14 protein-coding genes and 1 other annotated feature (1 of these 15 cut by a window edge) are annotated in these 17,033 nt (G+C 48.6%); all 14 genes read left to right on the plus strand.

What is annotated here, in order from left to right; translation table 11 throughout:
* Window positions 1–88: a sequence feature (ribosomal protein L10 leader region), on the plus strand (it extends 66 nt beyond the left edge of the window).
* 64 nt (window positions 89–152) lie between these two features.
* The 14 genes from rplJ (at window position 153) to rplW (ending at window position 17,007) form a co-directional block, all read left to right on the plus strand.
* Window positions 153–662 (plus strand): 50S ribosomal protein L10, encoded by a 510-nt coding sequence (gene rplJ, locus AC0LWT_RS34900; RefSeq protein WP_474686290.1) that lies wholly within the window; start codon window positions 153–155, stop codon window positions 660–662.
* Between the two features lie 48 nt (window positions 663–710).
* Complete coding sequence (gene rplL / locus AC0LWT_RS34905; protein WP_235120077.1) at window positions 711–1,073, plus strand: 50S ribosomal protein L7/L12; 363 nt, start codon at window positions 711–713, stop codon at window positions 1,071–1,073.
* A 135-nt stretch (window positions 1,074–1,208) separates the two neighbouring features.
* Window positions 1,209–1,808: a class I SAM-dependent methyltransferase gene (locus AC0LWT_RS34910; RefSeq protein WP_474686292.1), complete on the plus strand. Its 600-nt coding sequence runs from the start codon at window positions 1,209–1,211 to the stop codon at window positions 1,806–1,808.
* A 366-nt stretch (window positions 1,809–2,174) separates the two neighbouring features.
* On the plus strand, window positions 2,175–5,711 hold the full coding sequence (rpoB, locus tag AC0LWT_RS34915; RefSeq protein ID WP_474686294.1) for a DNA-directed RNA polymerase subunit beta: 3,537 nt from the start codon (window positions 2,175–2,177) through the stop codon (window positions 5,709–5,711).
* Between the two features lie 70 nt (window positions 5,712–5,781).
* Window positions 5,782–9,402, plus strand: a complete 3,621-nt coding sequence (gene rpoC, locus AC0LWT_RS34920; RefSeq protein ID WP_474686296.1) for a DNA-directed RNA polymerase subunit beta' — start codon at window positions 5,782–5,784, stop codon at window positions 9,400–9,402.
* A 178-nt stretch (window positions 9,403–9,580) separates the two neighbouring features.
* Window positions 9,581–9,832 (plus strand): ribosomal L7Ae/L30e/S12e/Gadd45 family protein, encoded by a 252-nt coding sequence (locus AC0LWT_RS34925; RefSeq protein ID WP_474686298.1) that lies wholly within the window; start codon window positions 9,581–9,583, stop codon window positions 9,830–9,832.
* A gap of 163 nt (window positions 9,833–9,995) precedes the next feature.
* Window positions 9,996–10,415, plus strand: coding sequence for a 30S ribosomal protein S12 (gene rpsL / locus AC0LWT_RS34930; protein WP_474686300.1), 420 nt, complete (start codon window positions 9,996–9,998; stop codon window positions 10,413–10,415).
* A gap of 44 nt (window positions 10,416–10,459) precedes the next feature.
* On the plus strand, window positions 10,460–10,930 hold the full coding sequence (gene rpsG, locus AC0LWT_RS34935; protein WP_134756067.1) for a 30S ribosomal protein S7: 471 nt from the start codon (window positions 10,460–10,462) through the stop codon (window positions 10,928–10,930).
* 38 nt (window positions 10,931–10,968) lie between these two features.
* Window positions 10,969–13,044 (plus strand): elongation factor G, encoded by a 2,076-nt coding sequence (fusA, locus tag AC0LWT_RS34940; RefSeq protein ID WP_474686302.1) that lies wholly within the window; start codon window positions 10,969–10,971, stop codon window positions 13,042–13,044.
* A gap of 38 nt (window positions 13,045–13,082) precedes the next feature.
* A complete protein-coding gene (tuf, locus tag AC0LWT_RS34945; RefSeq protein WP_474686304.1) occupies window positions 13,083–14,273 on the plus strand; it encodes an elongation factor Tu in 1,191 nt (396 codons plus the stop codon).
* An 826-nt stretch (window positions 14,274–15,099) separates the two neighbouring features.
* Complete coding sequence (gene rpsJ / locus AC0LWT_RS34950; protein WP_028557496.1) at window positions 15,100–15,408, plus strand: 30S ribosomal protein S10; 309 nt, start codon at window positions 15,100–15,102, stop codon at window positions 15,406–15,408.
* Between the two features lie 45 nt (window positions 15,409–15,453).
* On the plus strand, window positions 15,454–16,077 hold the full coding sequence (gene rplC, locus AC0LWT_RS34955) for a 50S ribosomal protein L3 (RefSeq protein WP_474686306.1): 624 nt from the start codon (window positions 15,454–15,456) through the stop codon (window positions 16,075–16,077).
* Between the two features lie 16 nt (window positions 16,078–16,093).
* The gene (gene rplD / locus AC0LWT_RS34960; RefSeq protein ID WP_474686308.1) at window positions 16,094–16,720 is read left to right on the plus strand and encodes a 50S ribosomal protein L4; all 627 of its coding nucleotides are present in this window, start codon (window positions 16,094–16,096) and stop codon (window positions 16,718–16,720) included.
* A complete protein-coding gene (rplW, locus tag AC0LWT_RS34965) occupies window positions 16,717–17,007 on the plus strand; it encodes a 50S ribosomal protein L23 (RefSeq protein ID WP_474686309.1) in 291 nt (96 codons plus the stop codon). The genes rplD and rplW overlap by 4 nt, the downstream gene beginning before the upstream one ends.
* Window positions 17,008–17,033 lie beyond the last annotated feature (26 nt).

Genomic DNA, 17,033 nt, shown 5'->3' on the forward strand with positions numbered 1-17,033 from the left:
GATAAATGGAACGATTTCTTTGTACATCAGAGAATAGTGAACACATCATGCCTTCGTAGCGTCTACGAAGGCATTTCTTATTTATTGAGAAATGCTGATGGCCTACTGTTTGCGAACGTGGAAATACAAATGCTTAAGAAGTGAGGTGTACTATGGCAAACGCGAAAATTCTTGCAGAAAAAGAACAGGCAGTAGCTGAGGTGACTGAAAAGCTCAAAGGCAGCTCCTGCACAATCGTTACCGATTACCGCGGTTTGAACGTAGCTCAAGTAACTCAGCTGCGTAAATCCCTGCGCGAAGCCGGCATCGAATTCACAGTTCTTAAGAATACACTTGCCCGCCGCGCTACTGCAAATGCTGAGCTGAGCGAGCTTGATGAGTTCTTGACTGGTCCTACAGCGATTGCTTTCAGTAAAGACGATGTAGTAACTCCTGCTAAAATCTTGACTGAATTCGCTAAAAAGAATGACGCATTGAGCGTAAAAGCCGGCGTTGTCGAAGGCCGCGTCGTTGGTTACGATCAAATTAAAGCACTTGCGGATCTGCCTTCCAAAGAAGGTCTTCTCTCCATGTTGCTTAGCGTTCTTCAAGCTCCTGTCCGCAACTTTGCTCTTGCAGTTAAAGCAGTTGCAGAGAAAAAAGAAGCTGAAGGTCAAGCTTAATCCCGTTTTACAAAAACCAAATTTTAAGATGATAATGGAGGTTTAACCATGAGTAACGCACAAATCTTGGAAGCCATCAAAGGCATGACTATTTTGGAACTGAACGATCTGGTTAAAGCAATCGAAGAAGAATTCGGCGTAACTGCAGCAGCTCCTGTAGCTGTAGTAGCAGGCGGCGCAGCTGCAGTTGAAGAAGCTCAAACTGAGTTTGACGTAATCCTGACTAACGCTGGCGCTTCCAAAATCAACGTAATCAAAGTAGTTCGCGAAATCACCGGTCTTGGTCTGAAAGAAGCAAAAGACCTGGTTGACGGCGCTCCTAAGCCAATCAAAGAAAAAGTTGGCCAAGAAGAAGCGGAAGCTGTTAAAGCAAAACTTACAGAAGCTGGCGCTACTGTAGAAGTGAAGTAATAGCTGCTTTGCCAATCAAAACCTCTTGAAGCCGGGCTTCAAGAGGTTTTTTTACCAGATAGGAAAGCCGGGATAGCGCAAGGCGGAGGTTATCGGGTTTTCCTATTGGTAAAAGAGTAGGAGGGATATACCGACGTGTCCGAACATTATTATACGAAACGTCCCACGGTTCAGCATGATGTGCATACGATTGAAGAATGGCTCCGCGGACGGAAATTTACGTTTCAGACCGATGCGGGCGTCTTTTCAAAAAAAGACGTGGACTACGGAAGCAAGCATTTGATTGCAACGATGGACATAGCTGAGGACGCCAGAGTTCTCGATGTAGGCTGCGGGTACGGTCCGATCGGATTAGCCGCTGCAAGCTTATGCCCCGAGGGACATGTTACGATGGTTGATATCAACGAGAGGGCTGTCGAGCTCGCGCGGGAAAATGCGAAGCGCAACGGCATTCATAATGTGTCCGTCCTGCAAAGCGATTTGCTGGAGCAGGTGAAGGAAGAGAAGTTCGATGTCATATTGACGAACCCGCCTATTCGCGCGGGCAAAGAAGTCGTGCACCGAATTTTCACGGATGCTTTTCAATGCCTGAAGGAAGGCGGCTCTTTATGGGTGGTCATTCAGAAAAAGCAGGGAGCGCCCTCGGCGATGGCGAAGCTCGAATCGATTTACGCAGAGGCGGTCGAGGTGTCCAAAGATAAAGGATATCGCATCATCAAAGCGACCAAAATGTAGGAAGCAATCATTGTTTTTGGGGCTTGGAATTTTGTTTGACTTGACAACTCAGATGTGGTATTATTAAAAAATGTCAGCATTAAGATGGGACACATGTCTTTAGTTAACAAAAATGTCAAGTATTTTTTCTCGCCTTTATGAATAAAATTTTAACCTGTAACGTATAATGTTGAAATTTTAGGCAACTCTAACAGGATGAGAAGAAATATCTGGAAAATCTTGTTGAACAACAGAGAAAAACCTCCATCCATACAGTCGCTTGATTCGGACGGGCTCCAACTTCGGAGGCGTCCTGAGTGTACGTCGGTAGAAGTTTTTCTTCTTTTCTTTTTTATTTATTGAGTAGACTTGAGGGGTGAATGAAAGTTGGCGGGACATCTTGTTCAATTTGGACGACGTAAACGCAGGACTTATGCACGGATTAATGAGGTGCTGGGCATTCCGAATCTGATTGAAATCCAGCAAAAATCGTATGAGTGGTTTTTGGAAGAGGGACTCAGAGAGATGTTTCAGGATATCTCCCCGATTCAGGATTTTACGGGTAATCTGGTGTTGGAGTTTATTGACTACAGCTTGGGCGAACCTAAGTATTCGGTTGACGAATCCAAAGAACGCGACGTAACTTATGCGGCGCCGTTAAGAGTCAAAGTCCGTTTGATCAATAAAGAAACTGGTGAGGTCAAGGAACAGGAAGTGTTCATGGGAGATTTCCCGATTATGACCGAGACGGGTACTTTCATTATCAACGGCGCGGAGCGCGTAATCGTCTCCCAGCTCGTTCGCTCTCCCAGTGTCTATTATAGCACGAAAGTGGATAAAAACGGCAAAAAAACTTACACCGCTACAGTTATTCCGAACCGGGGCGCGTGGTTGGAGCTTGAGACGGACGCGAAAGACATCATTTATGTGCGCATCGACCGTACTCGTAAAATCCCCGTTACCGTTCTGCTCAGAGCGTTAGGTTTCGGAACGGATGCAGAGATTCTGGATCTGCTGGGCGACGATGAATTCATTCGCAATACGCTGGATAAAGATAACACCGACTCCACGGATAAAGCGTTGATCGAAATTTACGAACGTTTGCGTCCGGGCGAGCCGCCTACATTGGATAACGCAAGAAGCCTGCTTGTTGCTCGTTTCTTCGATCCGAAGCGTTATGATTTGGCGAACGTAGGCCGCTACAAAATCAATAAAAAACTGCACATCAAAAATAGACTGTTCAATCAGCGTTTGGCCGAAACTTTGGTGGACGCCGAGACCGGTGAAATTATTGCCGAAGCCGGGCAGCTGCTTGACCGCCGTACGCTCGATGAAGTGCTCCCTTATATCGAAAAAGGTGCAGGCTTCAGAGAATACTCCATTCCGAATGGCGTTACGGAAGCGGACAGCATTCCTGTTCAGTGCATCAACGTATACTCGCCGGTGGAAGACGGTAAAGTCGTGAAAGTAATTTCTAACGGTATTATTGATAAAGCCGTTAAAAATATCACGCCTGCCGATATTATTTCGTCGATCAACTACTTTATCAACTTGCTGCACGGCATCGGCAACACGGACGATATCGACCACTTGGGCAACCGTCGTCTCCGTTCCGTGGGCGAGCTGCTGCAAAATCAGTTCCGCATCGGTCTCTCCCGTATGGAGCGCGTCGTTCGCGAGCGCATGTCCATTCAAGACGCTAACGTGATTACGCCGCAGGCTTTGATCAACATCCGGCCTGTGATCGCGTCGATTAAAGAGTTTTTCGGAAGCTCCCAGCTCTCGCAGTTTATGGACCAGACGAACCCGCTTGCCGAGCTGACGCACAAAAGACGTCTCTCCGCACTCGGACCCGGCGGTCTGACGAGAGAGCGCGCGGGCATGGAAGTCCGCGACGTGCATCACTCCCACTATGGGCGGATGTGTCCGATCGAGACCCCGGAGGGTCCGAACATCGGTTTGATCAACTCGTTGTCGACGTTTGCGCGCATTAACGAGTATGGTTTTATCGAGGCTCCGTATCGTTGGGTTGATCCAAAGTCGGGTACCGTTACCGATCAGATTGCTTACCTTACGGCGGATGAAGAAGATAATTATGTTATCGCGCAGGCGAATGCGGAATTGACCGAAGAAGGCAAGTTCGTGGAAGAATCCATTATCGTTCGTTACAAAGACGATAACTTAACGCTTCCTGTCGAACGTGTCGACTACATGGACGTATCGCCGAAGCAGGTCGTTTCGGTTGCGACGGCGCTCATTCCGTTCTTGGAAAATGACGACTCCAACCGCGCCCTCATGGGTTCGAACATGCAGCGTCAGGCCGTTCCTCTCCTGATCCCCAAAGCTCCGCTGGTCGGTACCGGCATGGAGCATAAGGTTGCGAAAGACTCGGGAGTATGTATTGTATCCAAATTTGACGGAATTATCGAAAAAGCTGCTGCAAATGAAATTTGGCTTCGCCGTCAGGAAACAGTGGACGGTAAGTTGGTCAGCGGCAATATCGTCAAATATAAACTTCATAAATTCATGCGTTCCAACCAGGGAACGTGCATTAACCAGCGTCCGATCGTGAAAAAAGGACAGTTGGTTAAAGTCGGCGACATTCTTGCCGACGGACCGTCGACCGAGCAAGGCGAATTGGCGCTTGGCCGCAACGTTGTCGTAGCCTTCATGACTTGGGAAGGTTACAACTACGAGGATGCGATCCTGCTCAGCCAAAAGCTGGTGAAGGAAGACGTGTACACTTCGATTCATATCGAGGAATACGAGTCGGAAGCGCGCGATACGAAGCTCGGACCTGAAGAGATTACACGCGATATCCCGAACGTTGGGGAAGATGCGCTGAAAAATCTCGATGAGCGCGGAATCATTCGCGTCGGTGCAGAGATCGGCGCAGGCGACATTCTCGTAGGTAAAGTAACGCCAAAAGGGGTTACCGAATTGACTGCGGAAGAAAGATTGCTGCACGCCATTTTCGGTGAAAAAGCCCGTGAAGTCCGCGACACGTCCCTTCGCGTACCGCATGGTACGGACGGCATCGTTGTCGACGTAAAAGTGTTTACCCGTGAGAACGGCGACGAGCTGCCTCCTGGCGTAAACCAACTCGTTCGCGTCTACATCGCGCAAAAACGGAAAATTTCCGAAGGCGATAAAATGGCGGGACGCCACGGCAACAAAGGGGTAGTAGCCCGTATTCTTCCGGAAGAAGATATGCCGTTCCTGCCTGACGGCACACCGGTTGAAGTTGTACTGAACCCGCTGGGGGTTCCATCCCGTATGAATATCGGGCAGGTGCTCGAAGTTCACTTGGGTATGGCATCCAAGTATTTGGGCATTCATGCAGCTACTCCCGTATTCGACGGCGCGCGTGAATACGACGTTTTCGATACGATGGAAGAAGCAGGCATGCAGCGCAACGGCAAAACCATTTTGTACGATGGCCGTACAGGCGAGCCGTTTGAACGCGAAGTTACCGTCGGCGTCATGTACATGATCAAACTGGCGCACATGGTTGACGATAAAATCCACGCCCGTTCCACCGGTCCTTACTCGCTCGTTACCCAGCAGCCGCTGGGCGGTAAAGCGCAGTTCGGCGGACAGCGTTTCGGGGAGATGGAGGTTTGGGCGCTCGAAGCTTACGGAGCCGCTTATACCCTGCAAGAAATTCTCACCGTTAAGTCTGACGATGTCGTAGGCCGCGTGAAAACTTACGAATCCATCGTTAAAGGCGAAAACGTTCCAGAACCGGGCGTTCCGGAGTCGTTCAAAGTTTTGATCAAAGAGCTTCAAAGCTTGGGTATGGATGTGAAGATCCTGTCCGGCAACGAGGAAGAGATCGAAATGAAAGAAATGGATGACGACGACGAAGTCACTAGCGACAAATTGAACCTGAATTTAGAGGGCACCGAACTTGGGGTCGAATAATCTTTAGAGCAATAGATCGAGCACGATTCACTGCATAGTAAGGTTTAAATTCTTAAAGGAGGGTTGCTCCTTGATGGACGTTAACAACTTCGAGTTTATGAAAATCGGCTTGGCATCGCCCGAAAAAATACGCTCATGGTCCCGTGGGGAAGTAAAAAAACCGGAAACAATCAACTACAGAACCTTAAAACCGGAGAAGGAAGGCCTCTTCTGCGAAAAAATCTTCGGGCCAACCAAAGATTGGGAATGTCATTGCGGTAAATACAAGCGCGTCCGTTATAAAGGCGTAGTCTGTGACCGATGCGGCGTAGAAGTAACCCGTCAAAAGGTTCGCCGCGAGCGCATGGGCCATATCGAACTTGCTGCTCCTGTTTCCCATATCTGGTATTTTAAGGGAATTCCGAGCCGAATGGGGCTAGCTCTGGATATGTCTCCAAGATCGTTGGAGGAGATCATTTACTTTGCTTCCTATGTGGTTACGGATCCAGGCGATACGCCTCTTGAGAAAAAACAGCTGCTGTCGGAAAAAGAATACCGCAGTTACCGTGAAAAATACGGGTATGCGTTCCAGGCCGGCATGGGCGCGGAAGCCGTGAAAAAGCTGCTGCAGGATATCGACATCGACCGCGAAGTCGAGATGCTGAAGGAAGAGCTGAAAACGGCTCAAGGCCAACGCCGCAACCGTGCGATTAAGCGTTTGGAAGTTATGGAAGCATTCCGCAATTCCAAAAATATGCCGGAGTGGATGGTTCTTGACGTCCTTCCGGTCATCCCGCCTGAGCTTCGCCCGATGGTACAGCTCGATGGCGGACGCTTTGCGACTTCCGACTTGAACGATCTGTACCGCCGCGTCATTAACCGCAACAACCGTTTGAAAAGATTGCTCGATCTCGGCGCGCCGGACATTATCGTGCAAAACGAAAAACGGATGCTTCAGGAAGCGGTTGACGCATTGATCGACAACGGCCGCCGCGGCCGTCCGGTTACAGGTCCCGGCAACCGTCCTTTGAAATCGCTCAGCCATATGCTGAAAGGGAAACAAGGCCGTTTTCGTCAAAACTTGCTCGGTAAACGCGTTGATTACTCCGGCCGTTCCGTTATCGTCGTAGGCCCTAACCTGAAGATGTACCAATGCGGTCTTCCTAAGGAAATGGCACTTGAACTGTTCAAGCCTTTCGTCATGAAAGAGCTTGTGAATAAAGGGTTGGCTCATAACATCAAGAGCGCCAAGCGCAAGGTTGAGCGCGTAAGTCCTGATGTTTGGGACGTACTCGAAGAAGTTATTAAGGAGCATCCGGTTCTGCTGAACCGTGCCCCCACGCTGCATAGACTCGGGATTCAGGCGTTCGAGCCGATTCTCGTCGAAGGCCGCGCCATCAAGCTGCATCCGCTCGTATGTACGGCTTACAACGCCGACTTCGACGGCGACCAAATGGCCGTTCACGTACCGTTGTCGTCCGAAGCGCAAGCGGAAGCCCGGGTGCTGATGCTTGCATCGGGCAACATTTTGAACCCGAAAGACGGCAAGCCGGTCGTTACGCCTTCTCAGGACATGGTCCTCGGAAGCTTCTATTTGACGACGGACAACAAATTTGCCAAAGGCGCCGGCGCTATTATCAGAACCGTACATGAGGCGGTTTCGTCTTACCAATCCGGCAAGTCAGCTTTGCACGCCCGCGTGGCCATTCCGGCCAAGGCGCTGAACAAAGCAAGCTTCACAGAGAGCCAACAGAACGCCATGCTGATCACAACGATCGGGAAGATCATTTTCAACGAAATTTTCCCGAGCGATTTCCCTTTCATCAACGAGCCGACGAAAACGAATCTGCTGAACGGTATTCCGGATTCGCACTTTGTTTTTGATAAAGGCGCCGATCTGAGGGCGATCATGCTGGAGCGTGATGAGAACAAAGCGGTAGGCAAAGAGTATCTGGGATCGATCATTGCCGAATGTTTCCGTAAGTACCATACGACGCAAACTTCGATCATTCTGGATAAAATCAAGGAGCTCGGCTTTACGTACTCCACTAAAGCGGGGATTACCGTTGCCGTATCCGACGTTGTCGTTCCAACTGAAAAAGAAGGAATCCTCAAAGAATGCGAAGAGAAAGTCCGCGTAGTTACGAACCAATACCGCCGCGGCTTGATCACCGATGAAGAGCGCTATGACCGCGTTATCGCGATCTGGAGCAAAGCGAAGGATGAAATCACGGAAATTTTGATGAAATCCCTCGATAAATACAATTCCATCAACATGATGGTGGAATCCAAAGCCCGGGGTAACAAATCGCAGATTACCCAGTTGGGCGGTATGCGGGGGCTGATGGCCAACCCGTCCGGTAAAATCATGGAGTTGCCGATCAAATCGAACTTCCGTGAAGGTCTGACCATCCTGGAGTACTTTATTTCTACGCACGGTGCCCGTAAAGGTCTTGCCGATACGGCGCTTCGTACAGCCGACTCCGGTTACTTGACCCGCCGTCTCGTCGACGTCGCGCAGGACGTTATCGTCCGCGATGAAGATTGCGGCACGGATAAAGGCTTTATGGTCAGCAAAATTCAAGACGGCAAAGAGGTTATCGAAGACCTCTACGACCGTATTGAAGGACGCTACGCGTTTGAAACTTTGCGTCATCCTGAGACCGGCGAAGTCATTGTTCAGCGCAATGAGCTTATTGAAGCGAACATTGCCGACGCTATCATCGCGGCCGGAATCGAGAGGCTGCAAATCCGTTCCGTATTGAGCTGCCGCTCGCGCCATGGCGTATGTAAAAAATGCTACGGCCGCAACCTGGCGACAGGCCAGCACGTCGAGATCGGGGAAGCTGTTGGCATCATCGCCGCTCAATCGATCGGCGAGCCGGGAACACAGCTCACGATGCGTACGTTCCATACCGGGGGCGTTGCCGGAGACGACATTACGCAAGGTTTGCCGCGTATTCAGGAGCTCTTCGAAGCCCGGAATCCGAAAGGGCAAGCGATCATCACGGAAATCGACGGTATCGTGAAAGAAATCCGCGAAGCGAAGGACCGTCGCGAAATCGAGGTTCAGGGCGAAGCGGAGTCCAAGGTTTACGCTGTGCCTTACGGCTCCCGTATCCGCGTATCCGTTAACCAGCATATCGAAGCAGGGGATGAGCTGACAGACGGCTCCATCGACCCTAAAGATATGCTGCGTATCAAAGGTATCCGCGGCGTGCAGAACTACATTTTGCAAGAAGTACAGCGCGTTTACCGTAACCAAGGGGTAGAAATCAACGATAAGCATATTGAAGTGATGGTTCGTCAAATGCTGCGCAAAATCCGCATCGTTGACGCCGGAGACACGACGCTGCTGCCAGGTTCCTTCGTAGACATTCACGAATATGAAGAAGCCAACAAAGTGGCCCTGTTTGCAGGCAACGAACCGGCTGTCGCGAGACCCATCCTGCTCGGTATTACCAAAGCGTCCCTGGAGACGGACTCCTTCTTGTCCGCGGCATCTTTCCAGGAGACTACACGCGTCTTGACGGATGCGGCTATTAAAGGCAAGGTTGACCAGCTCCTCGGTCTGAAAGAGAACGTCATTATCGGCAAGCTGATTCCGGCTGGAACCGGTATGCCTCGTTATCGGAACATCCGCATCACGGATCCGAATGAGGAGCTCTTGCAGGACGAAGATTTGGAAAAAGAGACGGTTGCTGTCGAATAAATGTTGAAAAAAGCGATGCGGGAAAGCCGTTTGAATGAGCGGACTTTCCCGTGTGCTTTGTCAAAAATAAAGATTTTGTAATGTGCAAGTATAATCTTGACACTGCATGATCGAGATGCTAATATATCGTAGTGTGCCTAAGTTACTATGCTTTCCTGCGCTTTGGAGGATGACGTTCATGTCTTATGATAAAGTCAAACAGGCGAAGAATGTAAGTGTAGGTACGAAGAAAGCGACGAAGACGGTTGAGCAAGGCAAAGCCGTCGAAGTGTTTGTCGCCAAAGATGCAGATCCGCGATTGACGATAAAACTGGTAAGCCTCTGTAAAAAGATGGATGTGCCCGTAACCTACGTTGATTCTATGAAAATGCTAGGTAAAGCATGTGGAATTGAAGTTGGAGCTGCGGTAGCAGCTGTTGTGAATGAATAGGTATATGAATGTTTTTGTTGCTGGATAGAAACATGAAGATTCTTGGGAATCTGTTTGCAGTCCTCGGCAAAAACTTTTCCTTTGCTCATTTACGACTCGCCTGGATCTGTGGGCTTGCAAAAAGCTGTAGTTATTTTCATGAAAGTAGGGAGGAGGTGGCGATATGCCAACAATTAACCAATTAGTACGTAAAGGCCGTGAAGCAAAGGTGGATAAATCCAAATCCCCGGCTTTGCAAAAAGGATTCAACGCTTTGAAAAGAGAGTCGACGGATTTGAGCGCACCTCAAAAACGCGGTGTCTGCACTCGTGTAGGTACAATGACTCCTAAGAAGCCGAACTCCGCACTTCGTAAATATGCTCGTGTTCGCTTGACGAACCGCGTAGAGGTGACTGCTTACATTCCAGGTATCGGTCACAACCTGCAAGAGCATAGCGTTGTATTGATCCGTGGGGGCAGGGTTAAAGACCTTCCAGGGGTACGTTACCACATCGTGCGTGGCGCTTTGGATACAGCGGGTGTTAACAACCGTAAGCAAGCCCGTTCCAAATACGGTGCTAAACGTCCGAAAGTTAAAAAGTAAGCAATTGATTTCAAGGATGATTTTTTCGAGAAAGGGGGATAACTATGCCTCGTAAAGGTCCAGTTACTCGCAGAGATGTATTGCCAGATCCGATTTACAATAGCAAGCTTGTTACTCGTCTCATCAATCGCATCATGATTGACGGAAAAAGAGGGGTGGCACAGTCCATTTTATACAATGCTTTTAACCTTGTGAAAGACCGCACGGGTAAAGAACCGATGGAAGTGTTCGAGCAAGCAATCAAGAACATCATGCCGGTTTTGGAAGTAAAAGCACGCCGTGTGGGTGGAGCTAACTACCAAGTGCCGATCGAAGTTAAGCCTGAGCGCCGTACGACTTTAGGCTTGCGTTGGTTGGTGAACTACTCCCGTCTTCGCGGTGAGAAGACGATGGAAGAAAGATTGGCTTTTGAAATTATCGACGCTAGCAACAACACGGGTTCTTCCGTTAAGAAACGTGAAGATACGCACAAAATGGCTGAAGCAAACAAAGCGTTTGCTCACTATCGTTGGTAGAATAAAGATTCAAATACAGAAAGGAGACATACCGACCTATGGCTAGAGAGTTCTCCTTAAAAAACACACGCAATATCGGGATCATGGCTCATATTGACGCTGGTAAAACGACTACGACAGAGCGCATTTTGTACTACACGGGCCGAGTTCACAAAATCGGAGAAGTGCACGAAGGTGCCGCTACGATGGACTGGATGGAGCAAGAGCAGGAGCGCGGAATCACGATTACTTCCGCCGCTACGACTGCGCAATGGGCTGGTCACCGCATCAATATCATCGATACCCCGGGACACGTTGACTTTACTGTTGAAGTAGAGCGTTCCCTTCGTGTGTTGGATGGAGCAGTTGGCGTTTTCAGTGCGAAAGAAGGCGTTGAGCCGCAATCGGAAACAGTTTGGAGACAAGCTGACCGTTACGGCGTTCCTCGGATCGCGTACGTAAACAAAATGGATATTATCGGAGCCGATTACCTGGCCGTCGTTGATTCCATGCGCCTTAAGCTTGGTGCAAATGCAGTTGCTATTCAACTTCCGATCGGTGCTGAGAATGATTTCAAAGGCATCATCGACTTGGTTGACGAAGTGGCGTATATGTACAAAGACGATCTTGGCAAGGATATCGAGAAAGTGGAAATCCCAGCTGAGTTCAAAGATAAAGTTGCAGAACTGAGATTGGAACTGGTAGAGAAAGTTGCTGAGCTTGATGAAGAGCTTACAATGAAATATCTCGAAGGTGAAGAACTTACTGTAGCTGAAATTAAAGCAGCACTCCGCAAAGGTGTCTGCGAAGTTAAGATTTTCCCGGTTATCTGCGGATCTTCTTACAGAAACAAAGGCGTTCAATTGATGCTGGATGCGGTTATTGATTATCTTCCTGCTCCAGTTGACGTACCTGACATTAAAGGCGTACTTGACGATGGTACTGAAGTGATTCGCAAATCTGCTGACGACCAACCGTTTTCAGCGCTTGCATTCAAAATCATGACAGACCCGTTCGTGGGCCGACTCACTTTCTTCCGCGTGTACTCCGGCGTATTGAGCTCCGGTTCTTACGTTCTGAATGCAACGAAAGGCAAACGCGAGCGCGTTGGCCGTATCCTGCAAATGCATGCTAACAGCCGTCAAGAAATCAGCGAAGTTTACTCCGGTGATATCGCGGCAGCGGTTGGCTTGAAAGATACGACTACGGGCGACACGCTTTGCGATGAGAAAAACCCGGTTATTCTTGAGTCCATGAACTTCCCTGAGCCGGTTATCCAGCTTGCTGTTGAACCGAAAACGAAGGCTGACCAAGATAAAATGGGTATCGCTCTGCAAAAGCTTGCCGAGGAAGATCCTACTTTCCGCGCTCACACAGACGAAGAAACAGGACAAACGATTATCGCAGGTATGGGTGAGCTTCACCTTGAGATTCTCGTTGACCGTATGCTTCGCGAGTTCAAAGTGGAAACCAACGTAGGTAAACCGCAGGTTGCTTACCGTGAAACTTTCCGCGCTGCAGCTAAAGTGGAAGGTAAGTTCGTTCGCCAATCCGGTGGCCGTGGTCAATACGGACATTGTTGGGTTGAATTTGCACCACAAGAAGCTGGGGCAGGATTCTTATTCGAAAGCAAGATCGTGGGCGGATCGATTCCTAGAGAATATATCGCTCCGATTCAAGCGGGTATCGAAGAGTCCATGAAGAACGGGGTTCTCGCAGGATTCCCACTCGTGGATATCAAAGCTACTGTTGTCGACGGTTCCTACCATGATGTTGACTCCAATGAAATGGCGTTCAAAATCGCGGGTTCCATGGCACTTAAAGCTGCCAAAGACAAATGTAAGCCGGTTCTTCTTGAGCCAATCATGAAAGTGGAAGTTACTGTGCCTGAAGAGTACATGGGCGATGTTATGGGCGACCTTAACTCCCGCCGCGGACGTATCGAAGGTATGGATAACCGCCATGGCGCTCAAATCATCCGTGCCAAAGTGCCTCTGTCCGAAATGTTTGGATACTCCACAACACTTCGCTCCAGAACACAAGGCCGTGGTGTTTACTCCATGGAAATTTCCCACTATGAAGAAGTACCTAAATCCATTGCTGAAGAAATTATCGCAAAGGGTAAAGGCGCTTAATATAAACTAATAGTTACTCTAAGGAGGAATCGTTTGAAATGGCAAAGGCTAAATTTGAACGTAACAAACCGCATGTTAACATCGGTACTATCGGTCACGTTGACCATGGTAAAACAACTTTGACTGCTGCTATTACAACTGTACTTTCCAAAAGATACGGTGGAGCTGCAGTAGCATTCGACCAAATCGATAAAGCACCAGAAGAGCGCGAGCGCGGTATCACAATCTCCACAGCTCACGTTGAATATGAAACACCTAACCGCCACTATGCGCACGTTGACTGCCCAGGCCATGCTGACTATGTTAAAAACATGATCACTGGTGCTGCACAAATGGACGGAGCGATCCTGGTTGTATCCGCAGCTGACGGTCCTATGCCGCAAACTCGCGAACACATCCTGCTCTCCCGCCAAGTAGGCGTTCCTTACATCGTCGTATTCTTGAACAAATGCGACATGGTTGAAGATGATGAGTTGCTTGAACTGGTTGAGATGGAAGTTCGCGACCTGCTGAACGAGTACGAGTTCCCAGGCGATGACACTCCAATCATCCGTGGTGCAGCTCGTGAAGCTCTTCAAAATCCGGATGGTCCTTGGGCTGATAAAATCATCGAGTTGTTTGAGCAAGTTGATACTTACATCCCAACTCCAGAGCGCGACACTGACAAGCCTTTCCTTATGCCGGTTGAGGACGTATTCTCCATCACAGGCCGCGGAACAGTTGCTACAGGCCGTGTAGAGCGTGGTACTGTTAAAGTACAAGACGAAGTTGAAATCGTAGGTATCGCTGAAGAAACTCGCAAATGCATCGTAACAGGCGTAGAGATGTTCCGCAAATTGCTTGACTCCGCTCAAGCTGGCGACAACATTGGAGCTCTGCTTCGCGGTGTAGACCGTAAAGATATCGAGCGTGGACAAGTTCTTGCAAAACCAGGTTCAGTTAAGCCTCACACGAACTTTTCTGCTCAAATCTACGTTCTGACTAAAGAAGAGGGTGGCCGTCATAAGCCTTTCTTCACAGGCTACCGTCCACAATTCTATTTCCGTACAACAGACGTAACTGGTATCATCAACCTTCCAGAAGGTACTGAAATGGTTATGCCTGGCGACAACATCACTGTTACTGTAGAACTGATCTCCCCAATCGCTATCGAAGAAGGTACTCGTTTCGCGATTCGTGAAGGCGGACGTACAGTTGGTGCGGGCGCGGTTGCTACAATCCAAAAATAATTGTTTCACCATAAAGAGCGCTCTCCGCTTAGGCGGGGGGCGTTTTTTGCGTAAGTGCCAGTTAGTTGCGGCCTTCGTACAGGCCCTAGTTGCGTGCCAAGCTGCTTCCGTACTTGCTGCAAAATCGGCAGCTAGCAACAAGTCCCGGGCTTCCCATCGTTTTAATGATGGGGTCATTTCATTTTTTTTGACTTGCGACATGGCTACCAGAAAACCCCCACTTTAGAGGGAATAGCCATAAACTGCCCGCCGGGCGAAGAAAACCTGCAAAAATACATGAATTTGCGTCCTTGATCACTGGCCGCGAACAATTCCTGCAAAAGTGCAGGCTTTTCACCGAACACATGGACTCCGGTTCACTTTCAGTGAAAATTCCTGCACTTTTGCAGGTTTTCTCTCTAGCAGGCTGTCCCTTGCCCGGTGATGCAGTTCCACGACCTACACCAGGAGAGGCGCGCGTTCGAAAAAAGCGGCTGTTCTCTAAATTAGCCCCCCAGTGGTTCCACTAACACTCACAGAGTGTTTGCGACTTTCTAGTACAGCCTGCAAAAGTACAGGCTTACACCAGCAAAATTTCGCTTGTTTCTTCTATAATATAATGAAGAAAGACGCAGAAAGCTCGCTTTTTAAACTTTTTGTGATATTCGCTGAGATTTTTGTTGCTTTTCATTTTCAGATTTTATATAATATAAAACGTTGGTCTGTGACGTTGCGATGATGTGAGAGGTTGCCGACACACCCGGCCCCTTTGCCATGGGGCAGGTTGCCGGAGAATTTTCACGGAGTATGTCCGATACTAAATTGGGCGATAGAAGGAGGGACTTATATGGCAAAGCAAAAAATTCGTATCCGTTTGAAAGCTTATGATCACAGAATTATCGATCAATCGGCTGAGAAAATCGTGGAAACTGCCAAGCGTTCCGGTGCAGGTGTATCCGGTCCGATTCCGCTTCCTACAGAGAAGCAAATCATCACGATTCTTCGTGCGGTACACAAGTACAAGGATTCGCGCGAGCAATTCGAAATGCGTACGCATAAGCGTCTTATCGATATTGTGAATCCAACGCCACAAACAGTTGATGCTTTGATGAGACTGGACTTGCCGTCTGGTGTAGACATCGAGATCAAACTGTAAAACAATTATAGAACAAACGTTTAGGAAGGAAAAGAGGTGTCAACGATGAAAGGTATCTTAGGAAAAAAACTTGGGATGACACAAGTGTTTACTCCGGAAGGCAATGTAGTGCCGGTAACTGTCATTCAAGCGGGACCATGTGTGGTTCTTCAAAAGAAAGATGTGGATAACGACGGATATGAGTCGATCCAAATCGGTTTTGATGATAAAAAAGCAAGCAGAGTCATTAAGCCAGAGCTCGGCCATGCGAAAAAAGCAGGGGCAGCACCTAAGCGCTACGTTAAAGAAATTCGCGGCGTTCAGTTGGCTGATTACGAAGTTGGCCAGGAATTGAAGGCAGATCTGTTCGCAGAAGGCGAATTCGTTGATGTAACAGGTACTTCCAAAGGTAAAGGGTTCCAAGGTAACATCAAAAGACATAACCAATCCAGAGGGCCAATGGCTCACGGCTCCCGCTATCACCGCGGACCAGGTTCCATGGGTTCCATTCAAGCCAACCGTGTTCCTAAAGGTAAAAACCTGCCAGGACATATGGGTAACGAAACCGTAACTTTGCAAAATCTGCAAATCATTAAAGTGGATGCTGAGCGCAATGTGCTGCTTGTTAAAGGTTCCATTCCAGGCCCTACTAACAGCTACGTAAGCGTGAAATCCGCTGTTAAAAAGTAAGAAAGGAGGAAGACTGATGCCAAAAGTAGCTTTATATAACGTAACAGGTGCTCAAGTTGGTGAAATCGAGCTGTCTGATGTTGTTTTCGGAATTGAGCCTCACGTTCATGCGATTCATGAAGCTGTTCTTTTACAGCAGGCTGCTGTTCGTCAAGGTACTCACAAAACAAAAGGCCGTTCTGAAGTGCGCGGCGGCGGACGTAAACCTTGGAAGCAAAAAGGTACAGGTCGTGCCCGTCAAGGTAGTATCCGTGCTCCGCAATGGAAAGGCGGCGGTACCGTTTTTGGTCCGACACCTCGCAGCTACGGTTACAAACTGCCTAAAAAAGTTCGTCGTTTGGCGATTAAATCCGCTTTGTCTTCGAAAGTGATCGATAACGGATTGATTGTACTGGATCAACTTCAATTGAATGCTCCTAAGACGAAAGAGTTCGCAGCTATTTTGAATAACCTGAAAGTGGATAGAAAAGTGCTCGTAGTTGGTCTTGAAAGTGACTCCAACGCAGCTCTTTCCGCTCGTAACATCCCAGGTGTGAAATTTGTTGCTGCTGATGGAATTAGCGTTCTGGATGTCATGCTGCATGACAAGCTGATCATTACAAAAGACGCTGTACAGAAAGTAGAGGAGGTGCTTGCACAATGAAAAATCCACGCGACATTATCAAGCGCCCGATCATCACTGAACGTACAAGCGAACTGATGGCTAACAAAAAGTACGCTTTTGAAGTCGATATTCGCGCTAACAAAACGGAAATCAAACAAGCTATCGAAGCTATTTTCAAAGTTAAAGTTACGAATGTTAACACACTCAGAATGCCAGCCAAGCCAAAACGTTACGGCCGTCACTTCGGCTACACTTCCGAATGGAAGAAAGCTATCGTGTCCCTGAGCGCGGAAAGCAAAGAACTGGAATTCTTCGAAACGGTATAACACATTTTTTGAAGTAAGGAGGGAAT

Source organism: Paenibacillus sp. sgz302164, assembly GCF_056120505.1.

What these genes read in the sequence shown, in the direction of transcription:
- rpsG (WP_134756067.1), top strand. Translation starts at nt 10,460, where the DNA reads ATGCCTCGTAAAGGTCCAGTTACTCGCAGAGATGTATTGCCAGATCCG.
- rpsJ (WP_028557496.1), top strand. Translation starts at nt 15,100, where the DNA reads ATGGCAAAGCAAAAAATTCGTATCCGTTTGAAAGCTTATGATCACAGA.
- rplW (WP_474686309.1), top strand. Translation starts at nt 16,717, where the DNA reads ATGAAAAATCCACGCGACATTATCAAGCGCCCGATCATCACTGAACGT.
- rpsL (WP_474686300.1), top strand. Translation starts at nt 9,996, where the DNA reads ATGCCAACAATTAACCAATTAGTACGTAAAGGCCGTGAAGCAAAGGTG.
- AC0LWT_RS34925 (WP_474686298.1), top strand. Translation starts at nt 9,581, where the DNA reads ATGTCTTATGATAAAGTCAAACAGGCGAAGAATGTAAGTGTAGGTACG.
- rplL (WP_235120077.1), top strand. Translation starts at nt 711, where the DNA reads ATGAGTAACGCACAAATCTTGGAAGCCATCAAAGGCATGACTATTTTG.
- rplJ (WP_474686290.1), top strand. Translation starts at nt 153, where the DNA reads ATGGCAAACGCGAAAATTCTTGCAGAAAAAGAACAGGCAGTAGCTGAG.
- fusA (WP_474686302.1), top strand. Translation starts at nt 10,969, where the DNA reads ATGGCTAGAGAGTTCTCCTTAAAAAACACACGCAATATCGGGATCATG.
- tuf (WP_474686304.1), top strand. Translation starts at nt 13,083, where the DNA reads ATGGCAAAGGCTAAATTTGAACGTAACAAACCGCATGTTAACATCGGT.
- rplC (WP_474686306.1), top strand. Translation starts at nt 15,454, where the DNA reads ATGAAAGGTATCTTAGGAAAAAAACTTGGGATGACACAAGTGTTTACT.
- rplD (WP_474686308.1), top strand. Translation starts at nt 16,094, where the DNA reads ATGCCAAAAGTAGCTTTATATAACGTAACAGGTGCTCAAGTTGGTGAA.